Source organism: Cupriavidus sp. H39 (assembly GCF_050271075.1).
Classification (GTDB): Bacteria; Pseudomonadota; Gammaproteobacteria; order Burkholderiales; family Burkholderiaceae; genus Cupriavidus; species Cupriavidus necator_B.
This window is the reverse complement of sequence record NZ_CP189848.1, coordinates 953,316-968,854: the sequence shown is the minus strand read 5'-3', so window position 1 is coordinate 968,854 and position 15,539 is coordinate 953,316. Positions and strand designations below refer to the sequence as shown.

The window sequence follows — 15,539 nt, the reverse complement described above, 5'->3', positions numbered from 1 at the left end:
GCGAGGATGGCAGCATAACCCGGGGCCCGTGCACGTGGCACGCTGCGGCTGCCCGAACATCGCACAGCTTGCGCACCCGCGACTGGCCGCGCGCCTGCGCCGGGCGCGGCCCTGGGCTACCATTGCCCGTCACACCTCGATCGTCTTTCCTCCATGCCCGCTCCCCAGATCCTCCAGGTCGGCCCGCTCGCACCGCAGACCAACACCACCCTGCAACAACGGTACGGCGCCGCGGCGCTGTGGCAGCAGGCCGATCCCATTGCATGGGCGCGCAGCGAAGCCCAGCAGGTGCGCGTGGTGGTGACCTCGGCGCGCCACGGCTGCAGTGCCGCGCTGATCGACGCGCTGCCGCGCCTGGAAGCCATCGTCAGCTTCGGCGTCGGCTATGACGCGATTGCGCTGGACGCGGCCCGTGCGCGCGGCATCCAGGTCAGCAACACGCCCGACGTGCTCAACGACTGCGTCGCCGACCTGGCCTTCGGGCTGCTGCTGGATGCGGCCCGCGGCATCGCCCATGGCGATCGCTTCGTGCGCGCCGGGCGCTGGCCGCAGGGCGGCTTCCCGCTGACCACGCGCGTATCGGGCAAGAAGCTGGGCATCCTCGGCCTGGGCCGCATCGGCGAGATCGTCGCGCGCCGCGCGCAGGGTTTCGACATGGAGATCGCCTACCACAACCGCCGCCCGCGCGAAGGCGCGCCGTGGCGCTTCGAAGCCGACCTGAAGGCGCTGGCAGCGTGGGCCGACTTCCTGGTGGTGGCGACCGTCGGCGGGCCCTCGACCGCGGGGCTGGTGTCGCGCGAAATCCTCGACGCTCTCGGCCCGCGCGGCATCCTGGTCAACGTGTCGCGCGGCAGCGTGGTCGACGAGGCGGCGCTGGTCGCGGCCCTGAGCGAAGGCCGCCTCGGCGGCGCGGGCCTGGATGTGTTCCAGGACGAGCCCAACGTGCCCCCGGCGCTGATGGCCATGGACCATGTCGTGCTGGCGCCGCACGTGGCCAGCGGCACGCACGAAACCCGCGCCGCCATGACCGCGCTGACCCTGCAGAACCTGGATGCCTTCCTCGCCGGCGGCAAGGTGCTGACGCCGGTGCTGTAGCGGCCGGCGCGCCTGCCTATACTGGATGCACCGGCCCCGCCATGTTGCGGGCCGGGGTCAGGAGGCATCATGGCACGCAAGTTTATCGATTGCCGCGACTACCCGAGCGACACCCACTGCACGGTCGCATTGAGCGCCGACAGCGAAGACGAACTGCTGGAAGCCGCGGTCCAGCACGCAGTGGCGGTGCACCAGCATCAGGACACGCCTGAGCTGCGCAGCCAGTTGAAAACGATGTTCAAGGAAGGCACGCCGCCGGCCTGAAGCCGGGGGGCCGGCTGGCGCCGCGCTGCGCCAGCCGCTTCGCGCGGGGCACATTCGCAGCCCCTGATACTCCACTTATGGCCATCGGAATACCCGTGATCGCCGTCATGGCGCATCATTGACGCGTCGCTATATACAGACGTATATTGCGCCTGACCGTCCCCCCCGGCCTGGCCGCGCCTGCGATGCATGCCGGTGGCCGATTCCCGAGGATTCCGATGTCTGCCTTCCGTCCCCGCCGCCGCGGGCTGCTGCTGGCCGCCGCCGCGGCGCTGGCGCTGGCCGCCACGCCCGCCTTCGCCGCCGACCTGGTGGTATCGGCCGCAGCCAGCCTGACCAACGCCTTCAAGTCGCTGGCCGAGTCCTATGAGCGCGCCCACCCCGGCACGCACGTGGTACTGAACTTCGGCGCTTCAGACGTGCTGATGCAGCAGATCGTCAAGGGCGCGCCGGCCGATGTGTTCGCCTCGGCCGACCAGCAGGCAATGAACAAGGCCGAGGCCGAGAAGGTGATCGCGCCGGGCTCGCGCCGCAACTTCGCCGCCAACCAGGTGGTGCTGATCGTGCCGGCCGACAGCCAGCTCGGCATCGCCTCGCTGCAGGACCTGAAGCGCCCGGAAGTCCGGCGCATCGCCTACGGCAACCCGGCCTCGGTGCCAGTAGGCCGCTATACGCGCGCTGCGCTGGAAGCGGACGGATTGTGGGACGCGGTGGCCGCCAAGGGCGTGCCGGCGCAGAACGTGCGCCAGAGCCTCGATTACGTCGCGCGCGGCGAGGTCGAGGCCGGCTTCGTCTTTGCCACCGATGCCACGGTGATGCCCGACAAGGTCCGGGTGGCCGTGCGCGTGCCGAGCCGCACGCCGGTAACCTACCCGATCGCCATCACCAGCCAGGCACGCCAGCCGCAGGCAGCGGCGCAGTTTGTCGACTATGTCGCCTCGCCGCAAGGCCAGGCGATCCTGTCGCGGTTCGGCTTCCAGAAGCCCTGACGCCGCGCCGCGCACCATGGATGCCGTCTGGGTACCGTTGCTGCTGTCGCTGAAGGTGGCCGGCTGGGCCACCGCGCTGAACGCCGTGCTCGGCGTTGGCGCGGCCTGGGCGCTGGCGCGCTGGCGCTCGCCGCTGCGCGACGTGGTCGATGCGGTGCTGACGCTGCCGCTGGTGCTGCCGCCGACAGTGCTGGGCTACTACCTGCTGGTGCTGGTGGGACGCCGTGGCGTGTTCGGCGAGTGGCTGGCGCGCCTGGGCATCGAACTGGTCTTTACCTGGCAGGGGGCGGTGCTGGCTTCGACCATCGTCGCCTTCCCGCTGGTGCTCAAGTCCGCGCGCGCCGCCTTCGAAGGCGTCGATCACCAGCTGGAAAACGCCGCGCGCGTGCTGGGCGTGCCCGAAGCCGGCATCTTCTTCCGCGTCACGCTGCCGTTGGCCGCGCGCGGCATCATCGCCGGCGTGCTGCTGGCCTTTGCCCGCGCGCTGGGCGAATTCGGCGCCACGCTGATGGTCGCGGGCAACCTGCCCGGGCGCACGCAGACGCTGTCGGTCGCGATCTATGAGGCGGTGCAGGCCGGCGACGACAACACCGCCAACCTGCTGGTGCTGGTGACTTCCGTCACCTGCGTGCTGCTGCTGGTGATTGCCGGACGCATGGTGCCTGCGGCCGCGCGCAACCCCGCTGAACACTATGAACGCCGGCGCTTGCGCCCGCGCGTCCGCTAACACCAGGGCCCGCATATCGCCATGAGCATGCACGTCAGCATCCGCAAGCAGATGGTCTCGGCCGACCGCCACTTTGCCCTGGATATCGATTTCGATTCAGCCAGCCGGCGCATTGCGCTGTTCGGCCCCTCGGGCGCGGGCAAGAGCCTGACGCTGCGTGCCATTGCCGGCCTGCTGGCGCCGGACAGCGGCCGCATCGTGCTGAACGGCCGCACCCTGTTCGACGCCGACGCCGGCATTGACGTGCGCCCGCAGCAGCGCCGCGTGGCCTACCTGTTCCAGGAATATGCGCTGTTCCCGCACCTGACCGTGGGCCAGAACATCGCCTTCGGGCTGGCGCGCGGCTGGCGCAATCCGCGCCGCGGCGCGGTGCAGCCGCAAGCGCAGCGCTGGATCGATGCCTTTGGCCTGGCCGACATCACCGGCAATTACCCGGCGGAGATTTCCGGCGGCCAGAAGCAGCGCGTGGCGCTGGCGCGCGCGCTGGTGGCGCAGCCCGATATCGTCTTGCTGGATGAACCGTTCTCGGCGCTGGACCCTGCGCTGCGCGCGCGCATGCGGGCGGAACTGCGCACGCTGCAGGCCAGCCTGGATGTGCCGATGCTGGTGATCTCGCACGACCCCGCCGATGTCGAGGCGCTGGGCGACCACGTGCTGGAGATCCGCGAAGGCCGCATCTTCGGCAGCGGCACCAGCCGCCACCATCCGCCGGTCTACGCGCCGGTGTCGGCGCGCGTGGCCTGAGCCGCGCGCAGCAGGTCGACGTAGGCGCCTTCGATCAGGGCCGACACAGGGATGCCCAGGCGCGCCAGCAGCGCGTGGGCCTCGGCCACGCCGTCTTCGACGCTTTCCGCATCGGCCAGCACCACTTCCAGCTCGAGGAAATCGCCCAGCGCCTCGACCCGGTCCAGGTGCACGCGCGTGCGTCCCGCCAGGTACAGCGTGCGCAGCTTGCGCACCCGCCCGCCCTCACCGTGCGCGGCGGCGAGCGCGGCGCGCAGCGTGCCCGGCGATGGCGTGGGCGACAGGATGTAGAAGCTCTCTTTCGGGCCGGCCGCATCGGCGCGCGCATAGAAGATCAGTTCGCCGCGGTCCGGTGCGAACTCGCGCAGCTTGAGGCGTCCGTTGGCGCAGCGGAAAAAGGTATCGTCCTGGCGGATGTATTCCGGCCCGTGGTCGGCCAGCGCCGCGGCGCGCGGCAGCAGCGACTCGACGCTGTCGATGCGGGCCTTGATCTCGACGTTTCTTGGCATCCGTACTCCTGCGGTTCAACCGATCAGCAAACGCGCGGCAATCACCCACATGGTGATGCCGATCACCACTTCCAGCACCTGCCAGGCCCGCGGCCGCGCGAACACGGGCCGCAGCAGCGCCGCGCCATAGCCCAGCGCAAAGAAGAACAGGAACGACGCGGTCATGGCCCCCGCGGCGAATTCGCGCGCGTGGCCCGCGAACTGGGTCGACACCGAACCGATCAGCATCACCGTATCGAGGTACACATGCGGATTCAGCCAGGTGAACGCCAGGCACACCGCCAGCGTCGGCGCCAGCGGCCGCGGCGCGGCGTCGCTGGGGTCCAGCACCGCGTTAGAGCGCCACGCCGCGATGAAGCTGCGCGCGCCATACCAGGCCAGGAAGGCCGCGCCGCCATAGCGCATGGCCTCGCCGAGCCACGGCAGCGTGCGGATCATCACGGCAAAGCCCGACACGCCCAGCAGGATCAGCAACGCATCCGAGAGCGCGCACACCAGGCAGACCCAGAACACATGCTCGCGCCGCAGGCCTTGCCGCAGCACGAACGCATTCTGGGAACCAATGGCAAGAATCAGGGAAAGACCGAGGGAAAAGCCAGCCAGCGCGGCGTGCATTGCGGGGGGAACGACATGCTTTCGGGGCGGCTATTATTGCACGCCGCGGCGGTCACGCCATCACGCCGAGGATCACGCTCGATGCCTTGAACACCGCCACCGCGGCCACGCCGGCCTGCAGCCCCAGCGCCTCGACGCTGCCATTGGTGACGATCGCCGCGATCGTGCCGCCGCCGTCGAGCTCGATCACCACCTCGGCGTTCACGGCACCGGGCATCACGCGCGACACCACGCCCGCCAGCTGGTTGCGCGCCGACAGCCGCATCCAGGGATCGGGCAGCCCCACCAGCACCGACGACGCCTTGACCAGCGCGAACGCCTCCACGCCCTCGGCCAGCTCCAGCGTCTCGACGCTTTCATGCGTGATGGTGGCGACGATGCGCTGCCCGCCGGCCAGTTCCAGCACGACCTCGTCGTTGACGGCCCCGCCCGTCACGCTGGCCACACGTCCGAACAGCTTGTTGCGCGCACTGGTCTTGATCATCATTCGCCTCATCAGGTGGATATCGTCGGCCGCGCCCTCGCCCAGGCGCGACAGCTGCGCGACAAAGCGCCGGTGCTCGTGTTCCAGCGCGCGGTAGGTGCGGATCAGCTGTTCGCCGCGCGCGGTCAGGCGCGTGCCGCCGCCACCCTTGCCGCCGGCGGCGCGCACCACCAGCGGCTCGCCAGCGCTGTTGTTCATCGCGTCGATGGCGTCCCACGCCGCCTTGTAGCTGATGCCGACGGCGCGCGCGGCGGCGGTGATCGAGCCGTGTGCGCCGATCGCGGCAAGCAGGGCGATGCGGTCCTTGCCGCCCCAATCCTGCGAGCCGGAGCGGAACCAGATGGCTCCCTGGAGTTCAAGCATGGCAGTCGGGCGCCGGCCGGCACCGCAATGAAGTCCGAAACGCGGTTATGGTAATCCCGGCAATCCCATTTGGCGATCCGACAACGGAGTTTTCCAGCGTGGCTGCGCGCCACACCGCTGTGTCCGGCGTCAGCAGCGACATGCGCGCGGGAGCCCCGCGCGCACCTGCGCGACCGCGGCAAGCTGTGACTCAGCTGGCCAGGTAGTGCGCGCGCAGCTGCGCGACGTCGACCTGCAGCGCGTCGCGCAGATAGTTGCCAACGCTGCCCCAGCCCGCGTCGATCGCCTGCATCGACGCGTCGAGATAGCTGGCCCGGACTTCGAGCAGCGGCATCATCACCGCGGCATCGATCCCAAGCCCCTCCATCTGCGCCAGCGCCGCCGCGTTGAACTGCGCGTTGCGCTGGTTCGATTCCAGGTAGTTGGCCAGGATATCGTCCTGGCCGACACCCAGCGCCGCCAGCAACAGCAGCGCGGCAAAGCCGGTGCGGTCCTTGCCCGCGGTGCAGTGGAACAGCAGCGTCTGGCCGCCCTGCACGGTCTGCATGAAGCCGCCGAAGGCCTGGCGGTAGCGCACCGGAAAATCGCCGTACACCTCCAGCATGAACGCATCCATCTGCGCCGGCGTGCTGGCGCGCAGGCGCGGCATCAGCACATCCATCGCCATGCTGCCCTCCAGCACCGGCACCGCCTGCCAGCGGAAGCGCTGGCCGAAGGCCGCTTCGCCGGGCGACTTTTCGCCCGGCGAGCGGAAATCCACCACCATGTCGAGCCCGAGCGCCTGCAGCCGGTCCAGGTCGGCGGCGCTGGCCAGCGCGGGATTGCCGCTGCGGTACAGCCGGCCGTGGCGCACGCGGCGCCCTTCCGCGCCAACCAGCCCGCCCAGGTCGCGCGCGTTGCTGATGCGTTCGAAGACCAGGTCATGCACCACTTGCGCGGCGCCGGCCGCCGCCGGCGATCGCGGCACGGCCGCGAAGGCGTGCGGGCATGCCGCGCGTTGAAGCCACTTGAGCATTGTTCTTTCCAGATTGTCGTTGCGAGGCGCGCGGCTCCGGCGTCGATATCGCCCGAGGCCCAGGGGCGGCGGCGGTCGCCTTCCTTCACCAGTTCCACTGGACGGATCTTCGCATACCGCGCCGGCGCCTTGCGCCGCGCCGCCGGGTCCAGCCCGGCCCTGACACCGCGCAGCAGAACCTTCATGGTCGGCTCCAATTATTTCAGATCACTGCCGCTCGCGCACGCGGGGCCCATGGCGGCTGGCACAATACGCGCCATGAAAAGCCTCTGCTCCGCCCTGGCCAGGCTGCTGCTGCTCGCCGTGATCGGCGGCGCGCTGCTGGCCGCCATCGCCATCCTGGCCGCCAACCGGCAGCTGCCTTCGCTCGACGCGCTCACCGCGTTCCGTGATACGCGGGACTACGTGCCGATCGGCAAGATGCCGCGCGCGCTGACCGAGGCCGTGGTAGCGATCGAGGATGAGCGCTTCTACCTGCACGACGGCATCGACTACGTCGGCGTCATCCGCGCCGGCGTCGCCAACCTGTCGGACGAGCTGTCGCAGGGGGCGTCGACCATCACGATGCAGGTGGCGCGCAATTTCTATCTATCGCGGGACAAGACCTACACGCGCAAGCTGTATGAAGTGCTGCTGTCGTACCGGATCGAAAAGGCGCTCAGCAAGGACGAGATCCTGGAGCTGTACCTGAACAAGATCTACCTGGGACAGGGCGCGTATGGCTTTGCCGATGCCGCGCAGACTTACTTCGGCAAGCGGCTGGACCAGCTGACGCTGGCGGAGTGCGCGATGCTGGCAGGGCTGCCGAAGGCCCCCTCGGCCAATAATCCGGTGGCGAATCCCAGGCGGGCGCGGCAGCGGCAGGTTTATATCCTGCGGCGCATGCTGGAGCTGGGCAGGATTTCGCGGGGGGAGTATGACGGGGCGTTGCTGGAGCCGTTGCGGTTGAAATAAGGGGCCGTTGGGGCAGCCGGCAAGACGGCCCGCCCCCTGCTACTCCAGAATCTGCCGATGCCTGCCCAGTGCTTCCCGCACGATATCGAGCAGCCCGCTGCCGGCCTCGGCATCGACATGCCCGAGCAACGCCCGGCGCATGCGCGGTTCCCAGAACCGCTTGATATGCCCGGCAATATCCGCGACGGCCTCCTCGCGATCCGGCATGGCCTCGAAGAAGCTGCCGATCTGGTTGGCCATGGTGATGAGGTTGTCGATCTTCATGCCAGGCTCGCTTCGTGTTGCAGACGTTGGGGATGGGCATAGACCACGTGCGCGCCGGCGCGCACGAACCCTGCCAGGGTGATGTTGGCCTGTTCGGCGAGCCGCACCGCCAGCGCGGTCGGCGCGGACACCGCCGCCAGCACGCCGGCGCCGATGGCGGCGGCCTTCAGGACCATTTCATAGCTGGCGCGGCTGGTCACCAGCACCGCGCCGCCGGCGATGTCTTCGCCGCCGCGGGCCAGCGCGCCGGCCAGCTTGTCCAGCGCGTTGTGGCGGCCCACGTCCTCGCGCACCACCGAAACGTGTCCGTCGGCACGCAGCCACGCGGCAGCATGGGTCGCACCGGTATGGCGCTGCAGGGCCTGGCGCAGCTGCAGTTGCACGAAGGCGGCCTGGATCACGTCGGTGTGGAAGCTCGCCGTGCTTTGCACCGGCGCGGGTGCCCGCATCACCTGTTCCAGCGATTCGGTGCCGCATAGCCCGCAGCCGGTCCGCCCGGCCAGCGAGCGGCGCCGGTCCTTGAGCCGCATGAAGGCGGCCGAGGCGATCTCCAGCCGCACGGCGATGCCCTGGGGACGCGTGTCGATCTCGATGTCGTAGACCTCGCGCGCGCTGCCGACGATGCCTTCGCTCAGGCTGAAGCCGAGCGCGAAGTCTTCCAGGTCGGCCGGCGTGGCCAGCATCACCGCGTGCGAGATGCCGTTATACTCCAGCGCCACCGGCACTTCCTCGGCCACCTCGTCGGGGCCCAGCATCAGCTCGCCGCCGCGCCAGCGGTTGACCGCGAAAGTGGTGTGGGTGGCTGTCACGGCGTCTTGCGCCGTGGCCGGATCCAGTTCCGGCGACTGCAGGCAGCGCATCATCGCGTCGCCCTCCGCTCAGCCCGCGGCCTGCGCCGGATCGGCGCTGGCCGCTTCCAGCAGCCGCAGCTGCGTGGCGTTGAAGTCCTGGTACTGCTGCTGCCATGCCGACGGCTGCGCCACCGGCAGCACCTGCACCGCGGTGACCTTGTACTCGGGGCAATTGGTGGCCCAGTCCGAGTTGTCGGTGGTGATCACGTTGGCGCCGGACTCGGGGAAGTGGAAGGTGGTGTAGACCACGCCCGGCTGCATGCGTTCGCTGACAATGGCGCGCAGCACGGTGTCGCCGGCGCGGCTCTGCACCCCGACCCAGGCGCCATCCTTGATGCCGCGCTCTTCCGCGTCGTGCGGATGGATTTCCAGCCGGTCCTCGGCGTGCCAGTGCACGTTGTCGGTGCGCCGCGTCTGCGCGCCGACGTTGTACTGCGACAGGATGCGCCCCGTGGTCAGGATCAGCGGGAAGGCGCGCGTGATCTTCTCGGTGGTCGGCACATACTTGGTGATGATGAACTTGCCCTTGCCGCGCACGAAGGCGTCGATATGCATGGTCGGCGTGCCTTCCGGCGCGTCGGCATTGCACGGCCACTGGATGCTGCCCAGTTGGTCCAGGCGCTGGTAGCTGACACCCGCGAAGGTCGGCGTCAGCCGCGCGATCTCGTCCATGATCTCGGATGGATGCTGGTAGTCCATCGGATAGCCGAGCGCATTGGCCAGCAGCATGGTGGCTTCCCAGTCGGCATAGCGCGCCTTGGGCGGCATCACCTTGCGCACCCGCGAGATGCGGCGCTCGGCGTTGGTGAAGGTGCCGTCCTTTTCCAGGAACGACGAGCCCGGCAGGAATACGTGCGCGTACTTGGCGGTCTCGTTCAGGAAGATGTCCTGCACCACGATGCATTCCATCGACGACAGCGCCTCGGACACGTGCTGCGTGTTCGGGTCGGACTGGACGATGTCCTCGCCCTGGCAGTACAGGCCCTTGAAGCTGCCGGCCAGCGCGGCCTCGAACATGTTGGGGATGCGCAGGCCCGGCTCCGGGCTGATCTCGACCTGCCAGGCATCTTCGAACAGGCCGCGCACGGTCGAGTCCGACACATGGCGGTAGCCCGGCAGCTCATGCGGGAACGAGCCGATATCGCACGAGCCCTGGACGTTGTTCTGCCCGCGCAGCGGATTCACGCCCACGCCCTCGCGGCCGATATTGCCGGTGGCCATGGCCAGGTTGGCGATGCCCATCACGGTGGTCGAGCCTTGCGCATGCTCGGTCACGCCCAGGCCATAGTAGATCGCGGCGTTGCCGCCGGTGGCGTAGAGGCGCGCAGCCCCGCGCAGTTGTTCGGCCGGGATGCCGGTGACGCTTGCCATCGACTCGGGCGAATTCTCCGGCAGCGCGACGAAGTCCCGCCACTGGCTGAAAGCGCGGTCCTCGCAGCGCTCGGCGATAAAGGCTTCATTGAGCAGGCCTTCGGTGACGATCACATGCGCCAGCGAGGTAACCAGCGCGACGTTGGTGCCCGGGCGCAGCTGCAGGTGGAAATCCGCGCGGATATGCGGCGAATCGACCAGGTCGATGCGGCGCGGATCGACCACGATCAGCTTTGCGCCGGCGCGCAGGCGCTTCTTCATGCGCGAGGCAAAGACCGGATGGCCATCGGTCGGGTTGGCGCCGATCACCATGATCACGTCAGCCTTCTCGACCGACTTGAAGGTCTGCGTGCCGGCCGATTCGCCCAGCGTCTGCTTGAGTCCATAGCCGGTGGGCGAATGGCACACGCGCGCGCAGGTGTCGACGTTGTTGTTGCCGAACGCCGCGCGCACCAGCTTCTGCACCAGGTAGCCCTCTTCGTTGGTGCAGCGCGACGACACGATACCGCCGATCGAGTCCTTGCCGTGCTGCGCCTGGATGCGCTTGAACGCCGACGCAGCATAGTCGATCGCCTCTTCCCACGACACCTCGCGCCACGGATCAGTGATCTTCGCGCGGATCATCGGCTTGAGGATGCGGTCCTTGTGCGTGGCATAGCCCCAGGCAAAGCGGCCCTTGACGCAGGCGTGGCCTTCGTTGGCCTTGCCGTCCTTGTACGGCACCATGCGCACCACTTCATTGCCCTTCATCTCGGCCTTGAACGAGCAACCGACGCCGCAATAGGCGCAGGTGGTCACGGTGCTGTGCGAAGGCTGGCCCAGCTTGATGATCGAGGTCTCGGTCAGGGTCGCGGTCGGGCAGGCCTGCACGCACGCGCCGCACGAGACGCAGTCCGAGTCCATGAACGACTGGCTGGTGCCGGGCGAGACGCGCGCATCGAAGCCGCGGCCGCTGATGGTCAGCGCGAAGGTGCCCTGGGTTTCCTCGCAGGCGCGCACGCAGCGGTTGCAGACGATGCACTTGGACGGATCGTAGGTGAAGTAAGGATTGGATTCGTCCTTCTTCATCTGCGTGTGCGTGGCGGTCGGCACGCTCGACGCGGCTTGCGGGCCGCCATCGTTGTAGCGCACTTCGCGCAGGCCGACCACGCCGGCCATGTCCTGCAACTCGCAGTTGCCGTTGGTCGGGCAGGTCAGGCAATCAAGCGGGTGGTCGGAGATATACAGCTCCATCACGCCGCGGCGCAGGTCGGCAAGCTTGTCGCTCTGGGTCCTGACCTTCATGCCGGCCTCGACCGGCGTGGTGCACGATGCCGGATAGCCGCGGCGCCCCTCGATCTCGACCAGGCACAGCCGGCACGAGCCGAACGCTTCCAGGCTGTCGGTGGCGCACAGCTTGGGCACGGCGATCTGCGCTTCCATCGCGGCGCGCATCACCGAAGTGCCGGCCGGCACGGTGACGCTGACGCCATCGACTTCCAGGGTGACCAGCTCGGTCGATGGGCTGGCGGGCGTGCCGAAATCAATCTCGTTGCGGGCGTTCATGGCGGTTTGTCTCCCGTGTCTCTGACGGACCTGGCTCAGGCGGCCCTGGCCGGATTGGATGCGAGGCCGAAGTCCTCGGGGAATTCGTTCAGCGCGGACAGCACGGGGTACGGCGTCATGCCGCCCATCGCGCACAGCGAGCCGTTGAGCATGGTGTCGCACAGGTCGCGCACCAGCTTGACGTGCCTGACCGGCTGCTCGCCGGCGATGATGCGGTCCATCACTTCGACGCCGCGGGTAGAGCCGATCCGGCACGGCGTGCATTTGCCGCACGACTCGATCGCGCAGAACTCCATCGCGTAGCGCGCCTGCCTGGCCATGTCGACGGTCTCGTCGAACACCACGATGCCACCGTGGCCGACCACGCCGCCGAACGCGGCATAGGCTTCATAGTCCAGCGGCACATCGAAGCGCGATTCGGGCAGGTAGGCGCCCAACGGTCCGCCCACCTGCACCGCGCGGATGGCGCGGCCGCTGCGGGTGCCGCCGCCGTAGTCGACCAGCAGCTCGCGCAGCGTCACGCCGAAAGCCTTCTCCACCAGCCCGCCGCGCTGGATGTTGCCGGCTAGCTGGAACGGCAGCGTGCCGCGCGAGCGGCCCATGCCGTAGTCGCGGTAGTACTGCGCGCCGCGCGCCAGGATGACCGGCACGGTGGCCAGCGAAATCACGTTGTTGATCACCGTGGGCTGGCCGAACAGTCCCTTCAGCGCGGGCAGCGGCGGCTTGGCGCGCACCACGCCGCGCCGGCCTTCCAGGCTTTCCAGCAGCGCGGTTTCCTCGCCGCAGACATAGGCGCCGGCACCCTTGCGCACTTCCAGATGGAAGCGCCTGCCGCTGCCGCGGAGGTCGTCGCCGAGCCAGCCCGCGGCGCCGGCGATGCCGATCGCGCTTTCCAGCACAGCGATCGCATGCGGGTATTCGGAGCGGCAGTAGATATAGCCCTGCTCCGCGCCCACCGCCAGGCCGGCGATGGTCATGCCTTCGATCAGCATGAAGGGGTCGTCTTCCATCACCATGCGGTCGGAGAACGTGCCCGAGTCGCCTTCGTCGGCATTGCAGACGATGTACTTGACCGCCGACTGCGCGCCCAGCACGGTCTTCCACTTGATGCCGGTCGGGAACGCGGCGCCGCCGCGGCCGCGCAGGCCCGAGTCGGTGACCTCCTGCACGATCTGGTCCGGCTGCATCGCCAGCGCACGCTCCAGGCCGACGAAGCCCTCGTGCGCGCGGTAGTCGTCCAGCGACAGCGGGTCGGTGATGCCGACGCGGGCGAAGGTCAGGCGCTCCTGCCGTTTCAGGAACGGGATCTCCTCGGTCAGGCCGTGCGCCAGCGCATGCGTGCCACCCTGCAGCAACCCGGCATCGAACAGTCCCGGCACCTCGGCCGCGCTGACCGGCCCATAGGCCACGCGCCCGGCGGCGGTCTGCACCTCGACCAGGGGCTCCAGCCAGAACATGCCGCGCGAACCGTTGCGCACGATGCGAACCGGCTCGCCGCGGGCCTCGGCTTCGCGCGCGATGGCGCGCGCAACGTCATCGGCGCCCAGCGCCAGCGCGGTGGAGTCGCGCGGCACGAAGATGGTGGTGGTCGGGCTCATGCCTGGGCCTCCGCTTTGGCGGGGGATGCGGTAGTGGAGGCGCGCAAGGCGCGCACCAGCGTATCGAAGCGCGCGGCATCGACATACCCGTGCAGCTGCTCGCCGACCATCACCGCCGGTCCGCAGGCACACTGGCCCAGGCAATAGACCGGCTCAAGCGTCACCTGCCCGTCCGCGCTGGTTTCATGGAAGCCGCAGCCCAGCGCGCGCTGCGCGTGCGCGGCCAGCGCCTCGGCGCCCACGGCCTGGCACGCCTCGGCGCGGCACACCTGCACCACATGCCGGCCGGCGGGCTGCTGGCGGAAGTGATGGTAGAACGTGATCACGCCATGCACCTCGGCGCGCGACAGGTTCAGCGCGCGGGCGATCGCGGGCACGGCGGTGTCGGGGATAAAGCCCTGGGTGTCCTGGATCTCATGGAGGATCGGCAGCAGGGCGCCCGGCATGTGCTGGCGTGCCGCGACGATGGCGGCAATGCGCGCGGCAGCGGCGGGGGCTGCCGGGGCACCGGCTGCACCCGGTGCGTTGGGGGCGATATCTGGCATGGCGTCTCCTGTGAGGGCTCGCCAGGACCGGCGGCAATGCCTGCCTGGATCCCGCTTATATGCTATTTTTTTCCTATTTCCGGGCTACCGGATCGCCGTCTGGCCCGTTAGGCGGACTATATGAGAGTGACAGCGACCGTTCAATAAGCTATTTTCTACATATGCTTCGCATCTCGATCCACCCCCATCTGCAAATCCGCGACGACGCCTATCCGGGCGGCGAGCCGCTGGACGTGTCCCGGCTGGTGGCCCTGCTCGGCCATATCGGGGAATCCGGCAGCATCAGCCAGTCGGCGCAGGCGGTCTCGCTGTCGTACCGCTATGCGTGGGGCATCCTGCGCGATGCCGAGGCGCTGTTCGGCGGCCCGCTGATCGACAAGACGCGCGGGCGCGGCAGCGCGCTGACGCCGCTGGCGCAGCAGTTGGTGTGGGCCAGCAAGCGGATCGGCGCGCGGCTGTCGCCGACGCTGGATAGCCTTGCGTCCGAACTGGAGATCGAGCTGAAGAAGCTGATGGCGCAGCCAGAGGCCACGGCACGGCTGCATGCCAGCCACGGCTTTGCGGTGGCGGCGCTGCGCGACTTCCTCGACGAGCAACAGGTGCGTCACGACCTGAAGTACTGCGGCAGCGTCGAGGCCGTGGCGGCGCTGGCCGAAGGCGCCTGCGACATCGCCGGCTTCCATGTGCCGGTGGGCGAGTTCGAGCACGGCATGTGGCGCCACTTCACCACTTGGCTCAAGCCCGAGACCCATTGCCTGGTGCACCTGGCGGTGCGCAGCCAGGGATTGTTCGTGCGGCCCGGCAACCCGCTCGGCATTCATGCGCTCGAGGACCTGACCCGGCCCGACGTCCGCTTCGTCAACCGGCAGGTCGGCTCCGGCACGCGGCTGCTGCTGGACCTGATGCTGGCGGCGCGCGGCATCGACGGCGCGCGCATCGAGGGCTACAGCAACGGGGAATTTACCCACGCCGCGGTGGCGGCGTATATCGGCAGCGGCATGGCCGACGTGGGCTTTGGCGTGGAAACCGCGGCGCGGCGCTTCGGGCTGGCCTTCGTGCCCGTGATCAAGGAGCGCTACTTCTTTGCGATCGAGCGCGCCAAGCTGCGCAGCGCGGCGCTGGCCGGCGCGGTCGGCGCGCTGACCAGCGAGGCCTTCCGCCAGCGCGTCAATGCGCTGCCCGGCTATGACGGCACGCTGACCGGCACCGTGCAGACCTTGCCGGAAGCCTTCCCGGACTACAGCGACAATGACAGCGCTACACCGCCGCGCTAGCGCCGCAGCAACGACAGGCGCTCAGGATGGCCGGCCCACTGCTCGTGGCCATCGATCGGCCCCTTGGCCTTCAACAACGGCAGCCAGTCCGGCCGCCGCGACAACTCGGCATTGAGCGCGATGAAATGGCGCTGGTGTTCCGGCACATCATGCTCGGAATAGATCGCGCCGACGGGGCACAACGGCACGCACATCGAGCAGTCGATGCATTGGTCGGGATCGATCGCAAGGAAGTTAGGCCCTTCGTGGAAGCACGACATCGGGCAGACTTCGACGCAATCGGTATGGCGGCATTGGATGCAGGCATCCGTCACGACAAAGGTCATGGGGCA

Annotated in this window: 17 protein-coding genes; 7 read left to right on the top strand and 10 right to left on the bottom strand. The window is 68.9% G+C overall.

The genetic code is table 11. The features are described 5' to 3' along the window. The first annotated feature begins 153 nt into the window (after positions 1 to 153). The 5 genes from ACOCMH_RS19950 to ACOCMH_RS19930 all read left to right on the top strand — a co-directional run bounded on the left by ACOCMH_RS19950 (position 154) and on the right by ACOCMH_RS19930 (position 3,819). On the top strand, positions 154 to 1,095 hold the full coding sequence (locus ACOCMH_RS19950) for a 2-hydroxyacid dehydrogenase (protein WP_427312674.1): 942 nt from the start codon (positions 154 to 156) through the stop codon (positions 1,093 to 1,095). Between the two features lie 69 nt (positions 1,096 to 1,164). Then, positions 1,165 to 1,359: a DUF1059 domain-containing protein gene (locus ACOCMH_RS19945; protein ID WP_171514031.1), complete on the top strand. Its 195-nt coding sequence runs from the start codon at positions 1,165 to 1,167 to the stop codon at positions 1,357 to 1,359. A gap of 218 nt (positions 1,360 to 1,577) precedes the next feature. Then, positions 1,578 to 2,348 (top strand): molybdate ABC transporter substrate-binding protein, encoded by a 771-nt coding sequence (gene modA, locus ACOCMH_RS19940; protein ID WP_427312673.1) that lies wholly within the window; start codon positions 1,578 to 1,580, stop codon positions 2,346 to 2,348. 16 nt (positions 2,349 to 2,364) lie between these two features. Further along, on the top strand, positions 2,365 to 3,075 hold the full coding sequence (gene modB, locus ACOCMH_RS19935; RefSeq protein ID WP_427312672.1) for a molybdate ABC transporter permease subunit: 711 nt from the start codon (positions 2,365 to 2,367) through the stop codon (positions 3,073 to 3,075). 21 nt (positions 3,076 to 3,096) lie between these two features. Then, positions 3,097 to 3,819 carry an ATP-binding cassette domain-containing protein gene (locus ACOCMH_RS19930; protein WP_427312671.1) on the top strand — a complete coding sequence of 241 codons (723 nt, stop codon included), beginning with the start codon at positions 3,097 to 3,099 and terminating at the stop codon, positions 3,817 to 3,819. Here ACOCMH_RS19930 and ACOCMH_RS19925 read toward each other — a convergent pair. The 4 genes from ACOCMH_RS19925 to ACOCMH_RS19910 form a co-directional block, all read right to left on the bottom strand. Beyond that, positions 3,789 to 4,328 (bottom strand): class IV adenylate cyclase, encoded by a 540-nt coding sequence (locus ACOCMH_RS19925; protein WP_427312670.1) that lies wholly within the window; start codon positions 4,326 to 4,328, stop codon positions 3,789 to 3,791. The genes ACOCMH_RS19930 and ACOCMH_RS19925 overlap by 31 nt on opposite strands. A gap of 15 nt (positions 4,329 to 4,343) precedes the next feature. Further along, positions 4,344 to 4,943 carry a LysE/ArgO family amino acid transporter gene (locus ACOCMH_RS19920; protein ID WP_427312669.1) on the bottom strand — a complete coding sequence of 200 codons (600 nt, stop codon included), beginning with the start codon at positions 4,941 to 4,943 and terminating at the stop codon, positions 4,344 to 4,346. 52 nt (positions 4,944 to 4,995) lie between these two features. Further along, positions 4,996 to 5,790 (bottom strand): TOBE domain-containing protein, encoded by a 795-nt coding sequence (locus tag ACOCMH_RS19915; RefSeq protein ID WP_427312668.1) that lies wholly within the window; start codon positions 5,788 to 5,790, stop codon positions 4,996 to 4,998. Positions 5,791 to 5,980: 190 nt separating this feature from the next. Continuing rightward, the gene (locus tag ACOCMH_RS19910; protein WP_427312667.1) at positions 5,981 to 6,805 is read right to left on the bottom strand and encodes a tyrosine-protein phosphatase; all 825 of its coding nucleotides are present in this window, start codon (positions 6,803 to 6,805) and stop codon (positions 5,981 to 5,983) included. A 258-nt stretch (positions 6,806 to 7,063) separates the two neighbouring features. Between ACOCMH_RS19910 and ACOCMH_RS19905 the strand changes: the two genes are divergently transcribed. Then, complete coding sequence (locus tag ACOCMH_RS19905; protein WP_427312666.1) at positions 7,064 to 7,759, top strand: transglycosylase domain-containing protein; 696 nt, start codon at positions 7,064 to 7,066, stop codon at positions 7,757 to 7,759. A 39-nt stretch (positions 7,760 to 7,798) separates the two neighbouring features. Here the strand turns inward: ACOCMH_RS19905 and ACOCMH_RS19900 are convergent, their stop codons facing one another. Genes ACOCMH_RS19900 through ACOCMH_RS19880 form a run of 5 tightly spaced genes read right to left on the bottom strand, consistent with a single transcriptional unit; the run spans position 7,799 to position 13,933 of the window. After that, positions 7,799 to 8,023, bottom strand: a complete 225-nt coding sequence (locus ACOCMH_RS19900; RefSeq protein ID WP_171514042.1) for a formate dehydrogenase subunit delta — start codon at positions 8,021 to 8,023, stop codon at positions 7,799 to 7,801. Next, positions 8,020 to 8,886 (bottom strand): formate dehydrogenase accessory sulfurtransferase FdhD, encoded by an 867-nt coding sequence (gene fdhD, locus ACOCMH_RS19895; RefSeq protein ID WP_427312665.1) that lies wholly within the window; start codon positions 8,884 to 8,886, stop codon positions 8,020 to 8,022. Before fdhD ends, ACOCMH_RS19900 begins: the two co-directional genes overlap by 4 nt. 15 nt (positions 8,887 to 8,901) lie before the next feature. Continuing rightward, positions 8,902 to 11,790, bottom strand: coding sequence for a formate dehydrogenase subunit alpha (fdhF, locus tag ACOCMH_RS19890; protein WP_427312664.1), 2,889 nt, complete (start codon positions 11,788 to 11,790; stop codon positions 8,902 to 8,904). 35 nt (positions 11,791 to 11,825) lie between these two features. Next, positions 11,826 to 13,388 (bottom strand): formate dehydrogenase beta subunit, encoded by a 1,563-nt coding sequence (locus tag ACOCMH_RS19885; protein WP_427312663.1) that lies wholly within the window; start codon positions 13,386 to 13,388, stop codon positions 11,826 to 11,828. Next, positions 13,385 to 13,933 carry a formate dehydrogenase subunit gamma gene (locus ACOCMH_RS19880; protein ID WP_427312662.1) on the bottom strand — a complete coding sequence of 183 codons (549 nt, stop codon included), beginning with the start codon at positions 13,931 to 13,933 and terminating at the stop codon, positions 13,385 to 13,387. Before ACOCMH_RS19880 ends, ACOCMH_RS19885 begins: the two co-directional genes overlap by 4 nt. A 161-nt stretch (positions 13,934 to 14,094) precedes the next feature. Here ACOCMH_RS19880 and ACOCMH_RS19875 point away from each other — a divergent pair, with 161 nt between their 5' ends. Further along, complete coding sequence (locus ACOCMH_RS19875) at positions 14,095 to 15,207, top strand: substrate-binding domain-containing protein (protein ID WP_427312661.1); 1,113 nt, start codon at positions 14,095 to 14,097, stop codon at positions 15,205 to 15,207. Here ACOCMH_RS19875 and fdxA read toward each other — a convergent pair. Further along, a complete protein-coding gene (gene fdxA / locus ACOCMH_RS19870; RefSeq protein ID WP_427312660.1) occupies positions 15,204 to 15,533 on the bottom strand; it encodes a ferredoxin FdxA in 330 nt (109 codons plus the stop codon). The genes ACOCMH_RS19875 and fdxA overlap by 4 nt on opposite strands. Positions 15,534 to 15,539: the final 6 nt, after the last annotated feature.